Annotated in this window: 17 protein-coding genes; 5 read left to right on the top strand and 12 right to left on the bottom strand. The window is 64.6% G+C overall.

What is annotated here, in order from left to right:
• The first annotated feature begins 220 nt into the window (after positions 1 to 220).
• The 3 genes from CZ203_RS04975 to CZ203_RS15100 all read left to right on the top strand — a co-directional run bounded on the left by CZ203_RS04975 (position 221) and on the right by CZ203_RS15100 (position 2600).
• Positions 221 to 1081 (top strand): hypothetical protein, encoded by an 861-nt coding sequence (locus tag CZ203_RS04975; protein ID WP_143436136.1) that lies wholly within the window; start codon positions 221 to 223, stop codon positions 1079 to 1081.
• A gap of 90 nt (positions 1082 to 1171) precedes the next feature.
• Positions 1172 to 1615, top strand: a complete 444-nt coding sequence (locus CZ203_RS04970; protein ID WP_087065065.1) for a GNAT family N-acetyltransferase — start codon at positions 1172 to 1174, stop codon at positions 1613 to 1615.
• A 94-nt stretch (positions 1616 to 1709) separates the two neighbouring features.
• On the top strand, positions 1710 to 2600 hold the full coding sequence (locus tag CZ203_RS15100) for a copper amine oxidase N-terminal domain-containing protein (RefSeq protein WP_235847460.1): 891 nt from the start codon (positions 1710 to 1712) through the stop codon (positions 2598 to 2600).
• Between the two features lie 56 nt (positions 2601 to 2656).
• Here CZ203_RS15100 and CZ203_RS04960 read toward each other — a convergent pair whose 3' ends face one another.
• The 12 genes from CZ203_RS04960 to CZ203_RS14550 form a co-directional block, all read right to left on the bottom strand.
• A complete protein-coding gene (locus CZ203_RS04960) occupies positions 2657 to 3109 on the bottom strand; it encodes a GNAT family N-acetyltransferase (RefSeq protein WP_235847459.1) in 453 nt (150 codons plus the stop codon).
• A gap of 90 nt (positions 3110 to 3199) precedes the next feature.
• Positions 3200 to 5074, bottom strand: coding sequence for a DUF4914 family protein (locus tag CZ203_RS04955; RefSeq protein WP_087065063.1), 1875 nt, complete (start codon positions 5072 to 5074; stop codon positions 3200 to 3202).
• Positions 5075 to 5311: 237 nt separating this feature from the next.
• Positions 5312 to 5449 carry a hypothetical protein gene (locus tag CZ203_RS14555; protein ID WP_159456370.1) on the bottom strand — a complete coding sequence of 46 codons (138 nt, stop codon included), beginning with the start codon at positions 5447 to 5449 and terminating at the stop codon, positions 5312 to 5314.
• A 180-nt stretch (positions 5450 to 5629) separates the two neighbouring features.
• On the bottom strand, positions 5630 to 7447 hold the full coding sequence (locus CZ203_RS04950; protein WP_087065062.1) for a hypothetical protein: 1818 nt from the start codon (positions 7445 to 7447) through the stop codon (positions 5630 to 5632).
• Positions 7447 to 7815, bottom strand: coding sequence for a hypothetical protein (locus CZ203_RS04945; RefSeq protein ID WP_087065061.1), 369 nt, complete (start codon positions 7813 to 7815; stop codon positions 7447 to 7449). The genes CZ203_RS04950 and CZ203_RS04945 overlap by 1 nt, the downstream gene beginning before the upstream one ends.
• A gap of 22 nt (positions 7816 to 7837) precedes the next feature.
• Positions 7838 to 8458 (bottom strand): chitobiase/beta-hexosaminidase C-terminal domain-containing protein, encoded by a 621-nt coding sequence (locus CZ203_RS04940; protein ID WP_087065060.1) that lies wholly within the window; start codon positions 8456 to 8458, stop codon positions 7838 to 7840.
• Positions 8400 to 8819: a hypothetical protein gene (locus CZ203_RS04935; protein ID WP_087065059.1), complete on the bottom strand. Its 420-nt coding sequence runs from the start codon at positions 8817 to 8819 to the stop codon at positions 8400 to 8402. The genes CZ203_RS04940 and CZ203_RS04935 overlap by 59 nt, the downstream gene beginning before the upstream one ends.
• 47 nt (positions 8820 to 8866) lie before the next feature.
• On the bottom strand, positions 8867 to 9319 hold the full coding sequence (locus tag CZ203_RS04930; RefSeq protein ID WP_087065058.1) for a hypothetical protein: 453 nt from the start codon (positions 9317 to 9319) through the stop codon (positions 8867 to 8869).
• On the bottom strand, positions 9291 to 10841 hold the full coding sequence (locus tag CZ203_RS04925; protein WP_087065057.1) for a hypothetical protein: 1551 nt from the start codon (positions 10839 to 10841) through the stop codon (positions 9291 to 9293). The genes CZ203_RS04930 and CZ203_RS04925 overlap by 29 nt, the downstream gene beginning before the upstream one ends.
• The gene (locus CZ203_RS04920; RefSeq protein WP_087065056.1) at positions 10838 to 11044 is read right to left on the bottom strand and encodes a hypothetical protein; all 207 of its coding nucleotides are present in this window, start codon (positions 11042 to 11044) and stop codon (positions 10838 to 10840) included. Before CZ203_RS04920 ends, CZ203_RS04925 begins: the two co-directional genes overlap by 4 nt.
• A gap of 13 nt (positions 11045 to 11057) precedes the next feature.
• Positions 11058 to 12368: a phage terminase large subunit gene (locus tag CZ203_RS04915; protein ID WP_159456369.1), complete on the bottom strand. Its 1311-nt coding sequence runs from the start codon at positions 12366 to 12368 to the stop codon at positions 11058 to 11060.
• Complete coding sequence (locus CZ203_RS14550) at positions 12365 to 12610, bottom strand: hypothetical protein (RefSeq protein ID WP_159456368.1); 246 nt, start codon at positions 12608 to 12610, stop codon at positions 12365 to 12367. The genes CZ203_RS04915 and CZ203_RS14550 overlap by 4 nt, the downstream gene beginning before the upstream one ends.
• A gap of 224 nt (positions 12611 to 12834) precedes the next feature.
• Here CZ203_RS14550 and CZ203_RS04910 point away from each other — a divergent pair, with 224 nt between their 5' ends.
• Positions 12835 to 13836, top strand: a complete 1002-nt coding sequence (locus CZ203_RS04910) for a Gfo/Idh/MocA family protein (protein WP_087065054.1) — start codon at positions 12835 to 12837, stop codon at positions 13834 to 13836.
• Between the two features lie 177 nt (positions 13837 to 14013).
• Positions 14014 to 15105 (top strand): cation:proton antiporter (locus tag CZ203_RS04905; RefSeq protein WP_087065053.1); only part of this gene is annotated, 1092 nt, incomplete at its 3' end.

Raw genomic sequence — 15105 nt, 5'->3', positions numbered from 1 at the left:
CACTAAACAACACAAGTTGTAAAAAAAACCCCCCCCCCCGCCGGCCGAGGGGCAAAAACCCGCAAAAAAAGCCAAATTAAGAGCCCCGCCGTTTTCAGTAGAAAAAACGGCGGGTTTTTTGCATCCGCCCCTTTTTTCAGGCGCATACGTGTGGTATACTGAAGTATACGGCAATTCCGGGCGGCCTGTACGGCGGCCTTTGACGGGAGGATAACTGCATATGCATGCAAAACGAATGATCCCGCTGGCAGCGGCGGCTGCCGGTGTTTTAGGGGCCGTCCTGCGCGGCCTGAACCTGCATACGGGCTACGAGGAGGGCACCTGCCTGCCCATCCCGGGCAACCTGCCCCAGATCCTGCTGATCGCCCTCTCGGTTGTGGTGGCCATCGGCATGCTGGCGTGGTCGCGCGCGTTCGCGCCCCAGCGCGGCGTTTCCTTTGAGCGCACTTTCGGCTGCCGCACGACCGGGTACAAGATGCTTGCGGCCGTCACCGGCCTGGCAATGGGCGTCGCGGGCGCGGCCGGCCTGTTCACCCTGGTGACGGGCGGCATCCAGTCGGGCTTCTCGTCGGAGGGCAAGCAGCTGCTGGACTTTATCCCGCTCGTCCCGCTGTGGCTGCTCGCCATCCTGACCATGGTGTCCTTTATCATGACGGCCTCGGCGCAGTCGCGCGGCTCCATCAACGAGGGCGGCGCGTTCTTCACCATCATCCCGATGTTCTGGGCGTGTTTCGACCTGATCATCACCTTCAAGGACAACGGCGCGAGCCCGTTTGTCTCCCTGTACGCGTTCGAGCTGTTCGCAGCGATCGCGCTGGTGTTCGCGTTCTACGCCATCGCGGGCTTCCTGTACTCGACCAGCAACCCGGCTCGGTTCGTGTTCACGGCCGCGGTGGGCGTGTTCTTCTCGTTCACCTGCGTGGGCGGCTACCTGGTGTGCTGGCTGCTCGGCGGCAGCCCGGTCGAGCTGGGCGCGGAAGCCATGCTGCGGTATGTGTGCTTCGCCGCCGCCTCGGTCTACCTGCTGGCAAACCTGGTGATTGCGACGCGGTCGCTCGTCAAGGAAAAATATACGGCATAACGGCGCCCGTCACGCGGCGCCCCACGGCGGCAGGCTTTCCTGCCGCTGTTTTCGGTTCCCCGGTTTCAAACGTATTTAGGAGGGCGCACCATGGAACTTACCATCAAGCGGTTTGATAAACTTACCTTGCAGGAGCTTTATGAAATCCTGGCGCTGCGCGTCAGCGTTTTTGTTGTGGAACAGGGCTGCCCGTACCAGGAGATCGACGGCAAGGACCCGTTCTGCTACCATGTGTTCCTGCGGGACGGGGACGGCATCCAGGCCTACCTGCGTGTGGCCGACGCCGGCATTTCCTATGACGACGCGCCCGCGATCGGCCGTGTGATTGCCCGCAGGAGGGGCTGCGGGCTAGGCGCGCAGGTACTTGCCGCAGGGATCGGCGTCGCCAGGACGCGCCTGCACGCGGGCAAGGTCAGGATCGGGGCGCAAACCTATGCGCGGGCGTTCTATGAAAAGGCCGGTTTCCGGCAAAGCACGGCGGAATACCTGGAGGACGGCATCCCCCACATCGGCATGGTGCTGGCGCTCGAGTAGGCGGGCGCTCCCGGGATGGCGATTTTGCGGGCGCGGCCTTGTCCTTTGCCGCGCCCTGTGCTATGATAAGAGCATCCAAAAAAGGAGGATCCCCATGAAAAGACTTTGTTCCCTGCTGCTCGCAGGCGCGCTGCTGACCGTAAGCGCCGCCGCGGCCTATGCAGATTCTTACAGCGGTTCCTGGAACGTATTCCCCGAGCAGCTGCACGACGATGTGAGCGCCGCGCTCACGGCGTCCGGCGCGCCCGCGCTCCCCGCCCTGCCGTCCCCGGTAGAGGAAAACGCCGGCTTCACCTGCACGATGGGCTATGGCGCCGGCCAGGTGACGGTCAAAATATCCGGCGCGCAGGGCAAGCCTTCCGCCATCGACGCCTCGCTCGACACGTCCAAGGCCACGGACGCGCAGGCCGGGCAATACGGCGCCGCCTGCGGCGCAATCATGAAGGTGCTGACGCCGCAGGCGGATTTTGACGCCGCGGCGGCCGCGCTCCGGCTGGACAGCACCTCGCCTTCCGGCACCGCGGATAACCTGCTCGCCTATTACAGCGGCGAAGTGTTGCTGACCAACGAGATCAAAAGCGGCAGCGTGCGCTTTTCCGCCATCCGCTACCCGGATACCGTCACGGGCATCGGCCTGGTCGTGAACAACCGCCTGCTGGAGCTTGACGTCCCGCCCCGCATCGTGGACAGCCGCACGCTCGTCCCGCTGCGCGGCATCTTCGAGGAAATCGGCGCGGAGGTCTCGTGGGACCAGCCGACGCAGACCGCAACCATAGCCCGCGGGGACAGCGTGGTCAAGGTGACCATCGGCAGCAAGGCCGCGTTGGTGGACGGCAAGGAGGTCGCGCTGGACGTCCCGGCGCAGCTTTCCGCCCCGAGCGGCAACGCGCGCACCCTCGTACCCGTCCGCTTTATCGCGGAATCGCTCGGCGCGCAGGTCGGCTGGCTGAACAGCCCGCAGGCCGTCATCGTTTCCAACCGTTAAACGCAAAGAAGCCCTGCCGCAAGGCAGGGCTTCTTTTTTCCCGCGGCGGGCGCGGCTCATGGTTTTGGCAGGCGCAGGTACAGCAGCGGGTACGGGGCGCCCTGCCCGTCGCACGCGCTCCTGTGGTAAACGCGGAACCCCATCCGCTCATAAAACCCGCGCGCCTGCGGGTTCTGCTCGTTGACGCATACCTCGGTGACCCCGTACCGGCTGGCCGCGGCCTGCACCAGCCGCCTGCCGTACCCCTTGCCCCGCTGCCCGGGTTCCAGGAAAAGCATCTCCAGCCGGGGCGCGTCGATGCCCATAAACCCGGCCGCCTCCCCCTGGCTATCCCGCGCCACCACGAGCAGCGGCACTTCGCGCAGGGCGCCCGGGACATAAGCGGACAGCCTGCGGATCTCCGCTTCATCCAGGAAGGTATGCGTGGCGCGGACGGAGCGCTCCCAAACGCGGCACAGCGCGTGGATCAGCCCCTCCGGCCGCGCCGCGGCCTCATAAAATTCCATCATGCCCCCCTATCTTCTGCACAGCCCCGTAAAAAGGGAGCCATCCGGCTTGGATGGCTCCCTTTGCCTATACTTTCAGACGCTTTTTAGGGCTTAAAGGCCGATCGGGGTCAGGGCCTCGTAGTCTTCCAGCTTGCCGCCCTTCATGAAGCACTCGATGATCTGACGGCCCAGCGGGTCAAGCTCGCTGGTGTAGAACTTCTCCAGCTCCTTGCGGAAGAAATCGGTCAGGATCTTGGCGCCCGCATCATAGCCGTCAGTGCCGACGCGGTCCTGCGTGTCCACGCGCAGGTACTTGGAGCGGATGCGCTGGCCGTCGATGGTCATATCCTTCATCGCATAGCCGAGCAGCGGGCAGCGCGCAGGCTCGAGATGCTCGCGGCGGATCTTCGCGCCGCCGTGGCGCGCGAGGTACTCGCGGGAAATCCACTCCGCCATGAAGCCGACCTTATAAACGCCGATGTGCTGGTTCGGGATCAGCACGTAGCGGGTGTTCGGGCAAGCCATGATCTGCTGGAGCAGCAGGTTCGCCTGCTTGACGCGCTTGCCTGTGGCAAACGGCCAGTAGGAGCCGACGCCCTCGCTCTTGAGCTCGCCGCCGCCCACGATGGACGGGTTCTTGAAGCCGCGCGGCGCGACCAGGCGCCACAGCCAGGCGAGTGCGGGCGGGATAATATGCATCATGCCCATAATGCCGTAGTTCGGGTTGTCACGGGTGGAGGGGGGCATACGCACGCCGAAAGAACGTACGTCGACCTCGACAGGCTCCTTGACGATGTTCGGCACCTTCCAGCGCGGTACGATGGCGCGCGGGTTCGGGCAGCGCTCGCCGTTGGAATCGAGCGTGTGCTCCCAGATCAGCAGCGTGGAGCCTGCGTGGCCTTCCATATTGAAAAAGCAGAGCGGCTCGTCCGGCTCGGTGCAGATGCGCTCGTAAACCGGGTCGCTGCCATAGTGCAGCACGCCGTCCATGCGCAGGAACCAGCCGTCCTCGCCGTCGACCAGCACCAGCTTGCCGCTGTCGTTCTGGATCTTGGGATAGCAGGTCGCCATGTCGTCGCACACCGGCTCGATCTTGCAGGTCTGCCCGATGTTGAGGAAGGTTTCCTCACCGGTGACGGTGTTTACGGAAAGCAGCACGCGGCTGTCGGGCTGACGGGAAATATCCTGCAGCATTTCGCTCTTGCCGCCGCCGGAAGCGCCCTCGTGCATGATGACCATTTCGTTTTCATACGGGGTGACCAGGCGGCCCGCGGAAGTGTGCGCGGTGACCCAGCCCTCCTGCTCGCCGATGTCGAGCAGCACCGAGTAAACGCCCTTCTTGGCGGACGGTCCCGGATACAGGTTATAGGAAAAGACCTCGTGGCAGTCGTCCAGGCGGTTGTGGACGCAGACCTGGCGGCCCTTAAAGTGCGTGTGGCGGAACGGCGGCGCGACATAGACGATCGCGCGGGGCTTGTAGCCCGGGGTCTCGCGCGCGTCTACAAAGCCCTGCAGATGGGCGAGCGCGAACGCGAAGAACGCGGCCTGCTTCGGGCAGACCAGCATCGAGCCGTAACCGTAAATATTGCCGCCCGAATTGAAGGGCATCAGGATCAGCTCCTGCGTCTTGAACCATTCCATGGTCTCGTGGCGCAGGTCGGCAAAGGGATAGCCGTAAACATCCTCAAAGCGCGGCTTGTCCGTCGGCTTGTCGTCGGCGATGCGCATGCAGTCCGGGTCGCGGCGGCGCATATAATCTTCCACGTAGTTGACAGACGCGCCGTTTTTGCAGCGGACGACGTCCGCCTCCTTCACGGGGCCCTTGCCCTCTACGTCGAAAACAACGTCGAATTTGTCGGCCTTGTCCGGGCCGAAGACCATTTCATAGAGCTCAGCCTTGCTGGTCGGAACCGAAACGCCTTTGCAGTGCTCGATGACGTCGGTCAGCTCGTCGGTAAAGGTGAATTTTGTAAGTAGACGATCCATCCGTTTTTCCTCCTCTTCGCCGGCCCCCCGGGATGCAAAAACACACCGGGTTTGATGGCTCCGGCCAGTAAAATAACAGGGTTTTCCGGGATTTTTCCCCGTTCCTATCCTTATATACTATACTCCCAAACAAGCCGCCGCGTCAATCCCTAATTCTTGCGATTGCAAGTTTTACCTTTTCAACTTGCATTTTTCAAATTTGAGCATATGTTCGGTAAATGTTGGATACCTGCTGGCCTAACGTACCAGCCGCATTTGCGCAAGGCGTGTCTGCGCGTCGCGGTAGCGCTGGTCGGAAGTGCCCGTGCCCGCGGGCACGCCGAGCACCGCCGCGTCCGCGGGCAAGACATACCCATAAGTGTTCCAGCGCGCCATCGCATCCTCATACGCGCTTCTATCACTTTCTTGCGCCTGCTGCGCCGCCGCCTGGCTCAAATTGGCCTGATATTGCCGCGTTTCCAGCGTCGGGTACCCGTNCGGGGAAGCCTGCCCCCCGGCCGGGGCGTATCCAAACCGGCGGCATGCGCGCCGGTTTGGATACGCCGCCTTGCACTGTCACTTCACATCCTGCCCCCGCGTCCACCGCACAGCGAGCGCGAGCAGGCCGAACGGTTCGCCGGGGCGGTCGTTGCGCACGCGGAGCTGCACCGTGCGCACGCGGCGCAGCCGCCGCCTTGTGCGGAACGGGACCGCGCCCGGCCTGCACCGGAAGCTCAGGCGCGAAAAATCAAACGTCCGGAAGCTGAACAGGTCGAGGTTGCGCGATAAGGCCACGGTTTCCGTGCCGTCCGCATCATAGGATACCGCCGCGCCCGAGCGCGGGTAGGGCATCAGCACCGGATAGAAGTCGCGCAGCCCCTTGTAATGCGTCCAGTCCCCGAGATCCAGCACCGGCGTGCGCCAATAGGCGTCGATCGCCGCCCCGTCGTCAAAATAGGCGCCCTCCTCGTCCGGGCTGCAAAAGCGGCAGACCCGCCCGTCCGCCGTGCCGAAATAGAGCGCCCCGCCGACCACGGCCAGGCACTGCGCCGGGATGTTGTCCCAGAAATACCATTCCGGCATGCCGTCCTCCCGGGCCATGCGGCCGTCCGCCACATAGCAGCAGCCGTCCACAGCCAGGTAGTACCGGTCGCCGAAGGCTACGGCGCAGGCGGACTCCAGCCCAGCGCAGGCGGCCAGCCTGGGGGCGACCGGCCGTCCCGCCGCGCGGATGGTGCGCTGTTCCGCCACGCCCGTGCCGCACACCGCCATCACGCCCTCGCGCGACAGGAACAGCGGCAGGTCGCCCAGGTTGCCGAAGCAGCGGGTGGACGCCGCCCCCGCGCCCTGCGCCCCCTGCTTGAGCGGGTATAGCGCCGTGCCGTCGTCGGCCATCAGGTAGGCGCGCAGGTACTGCGTCGCCTCCTGCGCGCCGCCCTGCTTGATGACGACCTGGCTCTCGAACTGCTTGACGTAACCCATCACCGCGGCGGCGTCCGTGCCGATGCACGTATACCCATTGTCCGGGAAATACGTGGGGTCGTACAGGCCGGACTGCCAGTCGCATGCAGGCTCGTCCGGGTTGCCGGACAGGAACACGCGCGTGTCGTTTTTGCCGCCGTACAGCCCGGCGAAGCGGCATTTATTGATCTTGTCCGCATGGCCGGCCACGGTTTTGCGGAAGGTAACGGTTACGTTCGCCAGCCCGTTGCCGTTCGGCGGGGCGGCGGCCAGCGTCACCACGCCGGTCGCGCGGTTGACCGAGGAGACCGCCACCGCCGCGCCGTTTACGGCCGCCGTCACGTCGCCGCCGTCGATATCCTTTGCGTCCAGGTAGAACTGCGTGGCCGAACCGTTGCCGATAAAGGTGTTGATGCGCTTTGGGGTCAGCAGGTTGACCGGCTCGAAGCTTACGCCCCCGCCCGCGGGCGGCGCGGAGATCGTGGTCGTCGGTACGAAGGCCTCCTCCGCCACCGGGGAGACCGCCCAGCCGCCCGCGCCCTTCCGCACCGCCCAGTAGGTCGCGCCGTCGAGCAGGAACAGCCGCCCGCCCATGAGGAACGAGGAGGAAAAGGCCGCCGCCGCGCCGTCCCGCAGCTTTACGGCCGTGCCGTCCGGCGACAGCCGGTAAAAGGACGTGCCGCAGTGCAGCAGCGCCCCTTCCCCGCTGCCCGGCAGGGCGAACAGCCCGTAAACCGGCGCGCCCAGCTTGCACACGCGCCGATAGCCCGGCCGCTTGACAAGGAAATGCGTTTCCCCGGCCAGCATATTTTTCATATCCGGGCTGTGCGACAGGTCGACCTTGGCCGGGTGCGTCTCAAAATCCACGCCGCCGAACCGCGATACCGTGGCCTCGTGCACGGGGTCCGCCTGCGGGAAGCGGTAGGCCCGCATCAGTACATCTCCTCGACCGGCAGGAAGGCCGCCGGGCAGTGGCGCGCGAGCCGCGCGGCGAACTCCGCGGCGCACCAGTTGAATTTGTCCTTGTCGTCCTCGCAGACGAGCAGCGCCGCCAGCCCGTACGGGAAGCACTCCGCCGCCATGGCCTCGTCCACAGGCAGCGCCGCGTCCAGCGCCTCTATCCGCGGCGGCTTGGCAAACGGCTCCTGCCCCGCCCGCTCGCGCAGCGCGTTGTTTTCGCGAAAGCAGTTGGCGAGCAGCTGGTTGACGCCGTACAGGGCGAACGTTTCATAATAGCCCGCGCTGTCCGTCGTCTCGGCCAGCAGCGCCAGCGCCGCGCGGTAGCATTCGGTTCCGGTCATTGTCCTCTCCTCCTTTTGCGTATTACAGGTCCGCCACGGCGGACGGGTACTTGCCCCCGCAGGCGGCGAAGGCGCGCAGGCTGTCGCCCGCCCCCACCGTGACCGCGCCGGTGTAGTCCTTCGCGCTGTCGGAATAGCGCGGGTCGGAACCGTCCAGCGTGTAGCGGATCACCGCGCCGCTGTCCGTACAGGAAAGCGTGGCCGCGCCGTCCGCCAGGACGGCCGTGGGCGCCGCCGTCACCTTGCCCGCGGCGACGAGCGCATACACGCCCGCGCACTTTGCGCCGAGCACAAACGCATCGTAATAGTGGCGCCCCTCGATGAGCGCGCCCGACACGCCGACCGGGTCGTTATGCACCTTGGCGTCGGAAATCTTGTAGGGCAGCAGCACCGCGTCCTTGTGCGTGATCAGGAAGTAACAGTCCGCGGGCATATAGCTCTGCGGCACGCGCACCACCTGCATCCCGAAGATTTCGCCCACCACGCCCTTGCCGAGCGCCTTCTCACCCAGCGCGGGCACGCCGGTAAACTCGTCCGAGGTGCACAAAAGCTTATAGAGGGCGCTCGTCATATAGATATAGCGGTCACTGTCGGGCGCCAGGCCGTCGTCCAGCGCCTGCGCGCCGTTTGCGATCAGCGACACGACGTTTGACTTCGTCGGCCGCGGGGGTGGATTTCTCGTTGATCTGTAAGCGCAGCATGTCCGCGGCGCGCTTGGCCAGGTTCTGGTCGAGGTTGTTGCCCTTGTCGATCGTCAGCGTAAACGCCTTGTCCTGGGTCATGCGCAGCTCCTGCACCGTGTCCTGCATTTCGGCCGGCGTGCCGTAGCGGTTCATGCCCTCGCGCACATAGTCGGTCTCCTCGACCGTGACCGGCGTATAGACCTTGAGGGTCTTGACGCCCGTCAGGTCGAAGGTATTCGCCGTCCTGCCCTTGACAAAGGACGCGCGCGTAAACACCTCCGCGATCTTATCCGCATATTTCGTGGCTAAATTGATTGCCATTCGTAATATTCCTCCGTTTCATTACATTTAATGATCATTCCACGCCGTCAGGACGCGCCCAGCAGCGCCCGGACGACCGGGTCTGCCGCCGGGTTTTCGCCGTCGGAGGCCGCGGGGCCGATCTCGCGCGCCGCGTTGTCGTTGTTCTTGCGCAGCGTCTCCAGCTCGGCGCGCAGCAGCGTGTTTTCATATTTCCGGTAGGCGGAGAGCAGGCTGCCTTCCTGTGCGGCAAGCTGCCACACCGCCTGCGGGATGTCGGACGGCCGCACGTCCGGGTACTCCTGCAAAAACGCGGCGTACTGTTCCCCGTTCGGCACCGCGCGCGCCGCGCCGCCCCGCCTGACCTCCTGGCAGCGCTTGGACAGGCCCGCCTGCGCCGCCTCGATGAGCTGCGGCAGGGTCAGGCGCAGCGTTTCGCCGTCCACCTCGACCTCGTACCCCGGCGCTTCCGCGGGGGCCGCCGGCTGTTCCTCAAAGATTGGTTCCTGTATTTCCGTCATATGCCTTCTCCTTTTCCGTGTTGCTGTTTTTCTGCCCGCGCAGGGCGCGCAGCAGGCCGCGCTTGCCGCGCACCTGGCTGTCGGGGATGTTTTCCAGATAGAGCAGCGGGTCGGTGATCACGCCGCTTTCCAGCAAATGGTCATTTGTCACCGTCTGCATCGTTTCCGACCAGTAGCTCGCCGCGCCGACGTCGACGTTCAGCATCATATCCCTGCCCGCAATCGTTGAAAAATCAAATTCCGTGCGCACCTCCGCGCCGTCCCCGTCCGTCAGCACGTAGCTGCGAACGCCGTAGTGCGCGCCCATCAGGTCGAGGAAGATGCGCGCCCAGTCCTCGATAAAGCGGTAAAACTCCATGCGCGTCAGTTCCATGGGCGCGGCGGTCGCCTTTTGCACCGCGACGATGGCCGAGGTGTTGGTCGGAGCCACGTTGCCGAGCGCCGCGTCGGACGCGCCCATCAGCTCCATCGTGTCGCGCATCATCTGCTTGAGCACGCCCATCACCTGCCCGGAGATGTCGGGCGCGCGGAAGGCGGCCAGCACGGCCTCGTTCGGGTTGCCGCGCATGCCGACCGCCTTGCCCACGTCGTTGGAATAGCCGTCCGGGAAGCGCGTCATGTCGTAGATGATCTTGGGGAAGGCCACCTGCTTGACGCACTGCACGTACATCGAGTACAGCTTGTTAATGGCGACCTGGTTCGGGATCGCCTCGGTCACGGGCGACACGCCGTGGCACGAGTTTTTCACCCGGTTCCAGCTCATGTACGCCACCGGGTACAGCCGGTACGGCAGCACGGTTTCCGGCATGACCACCGCCCCGCGCGTGGTTTTGAGGAAATGCATGCCGTCCGCGGCCTTCCACATGCGCAGCAGCACGGTGCAGCGGCGGCCATCCCCGTCCGCCTCATCCTGCCCCGCGCCCTCCCCGTCCGGCACGATGGCGTTGATATCCTCCGCCGGGCGCTTGCGCCGCAGCGCCTCGCACTTGACGTCCTCCACCTGCCGCCGCATCGCGAGGATCAGGTAGGGCTGGCGCTGCACCTCGTCGCAGGCCGGGTTGCCGAAATAAATGTCCGTATTGTCGATCAGCTCGACCGCGATGTCGCCGCGCACCGCCTGGCCGGATTCCATGTGCGGGTCGAAGTGGATGTAGTAGCAGCCGTCGCCGTCCACGCAGGCGTTGCGCAGCAGCTGCCGCCCCAGCACCTTGACCCGGCTGCGCTCGATCGCGCCCTCGAAGGCCTTGCCGAGCACGCGCGCCGTCCGCTCGTCCCCGTCGAACGGGCGCGCCTCGACCGCCACGTCGTCCGATACCAGCATGGACACGAACAGGTTGACGCAGCGCCGTAGCACATTGAAGATCAGCGGGTCGAGCGATTTCACGCGCAGCCCCTCCCACTGCCGCCCGAGGAAAAAATCCTCGTTGCGCCGCACCTGCTCGTAAAGGCCGATCCGGTGCTTATAGTCCTGCCCGTGCCCGTATTCCCGCCAGACGGCGGCGGGCGTCATCCCCCCGTTCAATCCTCATCCCCCATTTCCCGGCGCGCGCCGCCGGCCTGGTAGCCGAGCAGCGCCGCCAAATCGCGCCCCAGTTCGTCCTCCGGCGGCGTTTCCCGCGCTTCCCCGCGCGTCCGTCGCGCCTGCGGCAGCGCAAGCCCGCCCGATACCACCGCGCCCGTCACGACGAGCGCGACCGCGCTGAACAGATAGAGTAAAACCTCCATATTCCCCTTCCTTTCAGTAGCTTAAGAACGCGCCGACCTCCTCGTCGTACGCGCCCGCCCGTGGGAGCCCCCCGCATTCCCCGATGCTTGCGCAGTAGCCGCGCAGCGCGTCCGGGGCGTGGGTCAGTTCATGGGGCGTGTTTGCCGCGTCGTTCGGGTTGCGCGCGTCGCATTGCAGCGCGCCGAGCGTGCGGATCAGGTTGGGGCATGTGCTGAAAATGCGCAGCCGCGGGGACGGGACGCCGTTGCCGCCCTCCCGCGCCCGCAGGTATTCCTTGACGGCGAGCCAGCCCGCCACGCGGCGGTTGTCTCCCTTTTCAAAATACAGCCCCTGCCCCTCCAAAATGCCCGCGGCCGTGCGCCCGGTCTCCTGCCGCCGCCCCCACAGGTCGGGGGGCGCAAAGCGGCGGGCAATGGTTTCGCCCGGCTCCTCCGCTTCGCGGATACACGCCGCCGCGTCCGATACGATCAGGCCGCTTTCGTACCGCTCCCGGTACACATAGGCGTTGCCCGCCGGGTCGCGCGCGATCCAGAGCGCCGCCAGCATATCCAGCCCATAGTCGATCGAAAGCGCCCGCTCCCAGCCCCCGGGCACCGGGAACGGCGCGCACACGTGCATTTCCCGGGAAAACTCCGGGAAATACCGCCCGCCGGCCAGGTCCCAGTCGCCTTCCAGTAGCGCGCGGCGGCTGTTGCCGTCAAGCTGCCCCAGCCGCCTGACATAGCCCGCGTCCTTCCGCAGCAGGAACGGGTTGTCCTGCACACGCGCGGGCAGGAATAGCCGGGTGCCCCCGCCGCATTCCTTGGCCTCGCCGGGCGTGAGGCAGTCGATATACCGCCGTTTCACCCAGTCGTGGCCGACGCCGCCCGGGTTCGCCGTGCTTTTCACCTGCTTCGGGTACCCGTTCGCGCCGCGCACCCGGCTGAGCAGGTAGGTGAACTGGTACTTTGTAAAATGCGTCAGCTCGTCAAAGCGGATCACGTCGTACTCCGCTGACTGGTAGCGCGTCACATCGGCCTCCGCCTGGCAGCTCCCGAACTCGATCTCCGAGCCGTTGGAAAACCGCCACCGGTGGTAGCTGGCCTGGTAGTTTCCCACAGCCTGTGGATAAATCCCCAGGCTGACGCGGATCAGCGAGCGCTCGAGTTCGGGCAGCGTGCGCCGCAGGATGAGCTGGTGCGAGCCGCAGAACCGCAGCGCGTAGAGCAGCGCGTCAATGAGCTGCGCCCAGCTTTTGCCGCCGCCCGCCGCGCCGCCGAACAGCGTTTCGTCGGCCCCGGAACGGAGGAATTCGTATTGCCGCCGCGTGACATGCAGCCTCATGCCCCCTCGACTTCCAGCACCAGGCGGAATTCCTGCGCCGGGTACAGCCCGTCCAGCGCCTCGCGCAGGGCGCGTATTTCCTTCCCGGCCGCAAGCAGGTCGCGCACGCCGAGCACCTCGTCGCGAAGCGCCGTTTCGAGCCGCGCGATGCAGGTTTCCGTGATATGGCGCAGGCCGTCCCGCGCCGTTTCCGATGCTTCCAGTCCGCATCCCCCCTTCTGTCGTATTGCCTTGCATCCCATAAATCCTATAATAGTTTAGAACAATTGTTCTGTCAAGAATATTTTAGAACGCTTGTTCTTGAAATAATGGACAAATTCCGCTTGCAAACTTTGGCAGCCGCCCCTTTAAAATCGCAAGAATCCGCATGTTTTCAAAACGGCGCACTTATATAATAAAAGGCGAGGAAGTAGGGGTTTTGCGCCGCCCCGGCGCGGCCCGATGAAAATTCAAGGGAGGATTTACTATGTCTCTGAAGATTGGCGTTATTGGCTGCGGCGCGATCGGCCGCGAGCATGTCCGCCGCCTGACCGACCTGGTCCCGGGCGCAGAAGTTGTCGCGGTAGCCGATTATTTCCCGGAAGCGGCGGAAAAGGTCGCCGCGCAGTACGGCATCAAGGCTTACGCCACCGGCGAGGAGCTGGTCGCCGCGCCCGAGGTGGAAGCGGTTGTCATCACCTCTTCCGACCCTTCCCATGCGGGCTATGTGCTGGAATGCCTCAAGGCCAAGAAATATGTATTCTGTGAAAAGCCGCTCGCGCAGACTGCGGCGGATTGCGAAAAGATCATCGCCGAGGAGCTCAAGGCCGGCAAGCGCCTGGTGCAGGTCGGCTTTATGCGCCGCTTCGACCGCGGCTACGTCGCGATGAAGGAGCTGATCGACAGCGGCAAGCTCGGCGCGCCGCTCATGATCCACGCCTGCCACCGCAACGTTTCCCAGCCCGCCGGCTTCCAGACCGAGATGGGCGTGACGAACGTCGCCATCCACGAGCTTGATATCTGCCGCTGGCTGACCGGCGAGGAGTACGAGAGCGCGCAGGTGCTCAAGGTGCGCCAGAGCGCCAACAGCAAGGGCTATGACAACCCGCAGATCGTCCTGCTCGAGACCAAGTCCGGCGTCCGCATCGACGTCGAGGTACAGGTCGCGGACTGCTACGGCTACGATATCCAGTGCCAGGTCGTGTGCGAGAACGGCACCGTCAACCTGCCCGACCCCGCGGCCGTCGTCACCCGCTCGGACGCGTCCCGTTCCTTCCCGATCCTGACCGACTGGAAGGACCGCTTCATCGAGGCCTACGACATCGAGTTCCAGGAATGGGTCAAGGCGGTCACCGCCGGCAAGCTCACCGGCCCCTCCTCGTGGGACGGCTACGTCGCCTGCGTCACGGCCGACACGCTCAACCGCTCCCGCGGCACCGGCGCGTTCCTCAAGGTCGAAACCATCGAAAAGCCCGACCTTTACAAGTAACAAAACCCCGATCTTACTAAAAAAGCCCGGCTGCAAATGCAGCCGGGCTTTTTGCGTCATTGACTTTGTGAAACCGCGGACATATAATAAGTATCATACCACTTTACATAAACTTTACATTTGTTTTACATACGCCTTACACTTTAGGGCGCGCGTTTGTGAAAGGGAGGGATTTTCATGTTGTTCGGCCTGATTTCCCAGAAGCACTTGGCTTCCCAGGTCATCCTGAGCCTGTCCATTATGCTGTTTGCCGGTTTCCTGGTGACCCGGCTGACCAAGAAGCTCCACCTCCCCAATGTAACGGGCTACCTGCTCGCGGGCATCCTGATCGGCCCCTACCTGCTGGGCGCCATCCCGCCGGATATCGTGACCGGCATGGATTTCGTCACGGATATGGCGCTGTCCTTCATCGCCTTTGAAGCGGGCAAATACTTCAAGTTCTCCACCCTGCGCCGCAACGGTAGCAAAACCGTGGTCATCACGCTGTTTGAATCGCTCGTGGCCATGGCGGTCGTCACGCTGTCCATGATCTTTATCTTCCGCCTGCCGGTGCCCTTCTCCCTGCTGATCGGCGCGGTCGGCTGCGCCACGGCGCCCGCCTCCACCATCATGACGATCCGGCAGTACCATGCGCACGGCGAGTTTGTCGATACCATCCTGGAGGTCGTCGCCCTGGATGATGCGGTCGCGCTGATCGCGTTCTCGGTGTGTACCGCTGTGCTGCAGGCCATCGAGGCGGGCGGCGCGTTCGACCCCATGGTCGTCGTAACCCCGGTGCTGCTCAATATCGCAGCCGTCCTGCTCGGCATCGGCATGGCGTTTATCCTCAACCGCCTGATCAACGAAAAGCGCTCGCCCGACCATAAGCTCGCCCTGTCGACCGCCTTCCTGCTCGCGCTGACCGGCCTGTGCTCGGCGTTCGACATCTCGCCGCTGCTGGCCTGCATGGCCATGGGCGCGGCCTATATCAACCTGTCCGGCAACAAGGCGCTGTTCAAGCAGGTCAGCCGGTTCGCGCCGCCCGTCCTGCTGCTGTTCTTCGTCCTGTCCGGCATGAAGCTCAATATCCCGGCGCTGAAAACCGCGGGCGTCATCGGCGTGAGCTACTTCTTCCTGCGCATCCTGGGAAAATACATCGGCGCGTTCTCGGGCTGCGCGCTCTGCAAATCCCCGGCCAGCACGCGCAACTGGCTCGGCCTTGCGCTCATCCCGCAGGCCGGCGTGTCGATCGGCCTGGCCGCCCTCAGCATGCGCCTGCTGCCGCCCGCC

Origin of the sequence: Intestinibacillus massiliensis (genome assembly GCF_900155735.1) — a bacterium.
GTDB classification, from domain to species: Bacteria; Bacillota; Clostridia; order Oscillospirales; family Butyricicoccaceae; genus Intestinibacillus; species Intestinibacillus massiliensis.
This window is presented reverse-complemented; position numbering and strand designations above follow the sequence as displayed.

Coding starts and splice junctions, on each gene's coding strand:
- CZ203_RS14550 (WP_159456368.1), bottom strand. CDS start 12,610: ATGGGATGCAAGGCAATACGACAGAAGGGGGGATGCGGACTGGAAGCA.
- CZ203_RS04910 (WP_087065054.1), top strand. CDS start 12,835: ATGTCTCTGAAGATTGGCGTTATTGGCTGCGGCGCGATCGGCCGCGAG.
- CZ203_RS04935 (WP_087065059.1), bottom strand. CDS start 8,819: ATGGCAATCAATTTAGCCACGAAATATGCGGATAAGATCGCGGAGGTG.
- CZ203_RS04970 (WP_087065065.1), top strand. CDS start 1,172: ATGGAACTTACCATCAAGCGGTTTGATAAACTTACCTTGCAGGAGCTT.
- CZ203_RS04930 (WP_087065058.1), bottom strand. CDS start 9,319: ATGACGGAAATACAGGAACCAATCTTTGAGGAACAGCCGGCGGCCCCC.
- CZ203_RS04920 (WP_087065056.1), bottom strand. CDS start 11,044: ATGGAGGTTTTACTCTATCTGTTCAGCGCGGTCGCGCTCGTCGTGACG.
- CZ203_RS15100 (WP_235847460.1), top strand. CDS start 1,710: ATGAAAAGACTTTGTTCCCTGCTGCTCGCAGGCGCGCTGCTGACCGTA.
- CZ203_RS04950 (WP_087065062.1), bottom strand. CDS start 7,447: ATGCGGGCCTACCGCTTCCCGCAGGCGGACCCCGTGCACGAGGCCACG.
- CZ203_RS04915 (WP_159456369.1), bottom strand. CDS start 12,368: ATGAGGCTGCATGTCACGCGGCGGCAATACGAATTCCTCCGTTCCGGG.
- CZ203_RS14555 (WP_159456370.1), bottom strand. CDS start 5,449: ATGGCGCGCTGGAACACTTATGGGTATGTCTTGCCCGCGGACGCGGCG.
- CZ203_RS04975 (WP_143436136.1), top strand. CDS start 221: ATGCATGCAAAACGAATGATCCCGCTGGCAGCGGCGGCTGCCGGTGTT.
- CZ203_RS04945 (WP_087065061.1), bottom strand. CDS start 7,815: ATGACCGGAACCGAATGCTACCGCGCGGCGCTGGCGCTGCTGGCCGAG.
- CZ203_RS04960 (WP_235847459.1), bottom strand. CDS start 3,109: ATGATGGAATTTTATGAGGCCGCGGCGCGGCCGGAGGGGCTGATCCAC.
- CZ203_RS04955 (WP_087065063.1), bottom strand. CDS start 5,074: ATGGATCGTCTACTTACAAAATTCACCTTTACCGACGAGCTGACCGAC.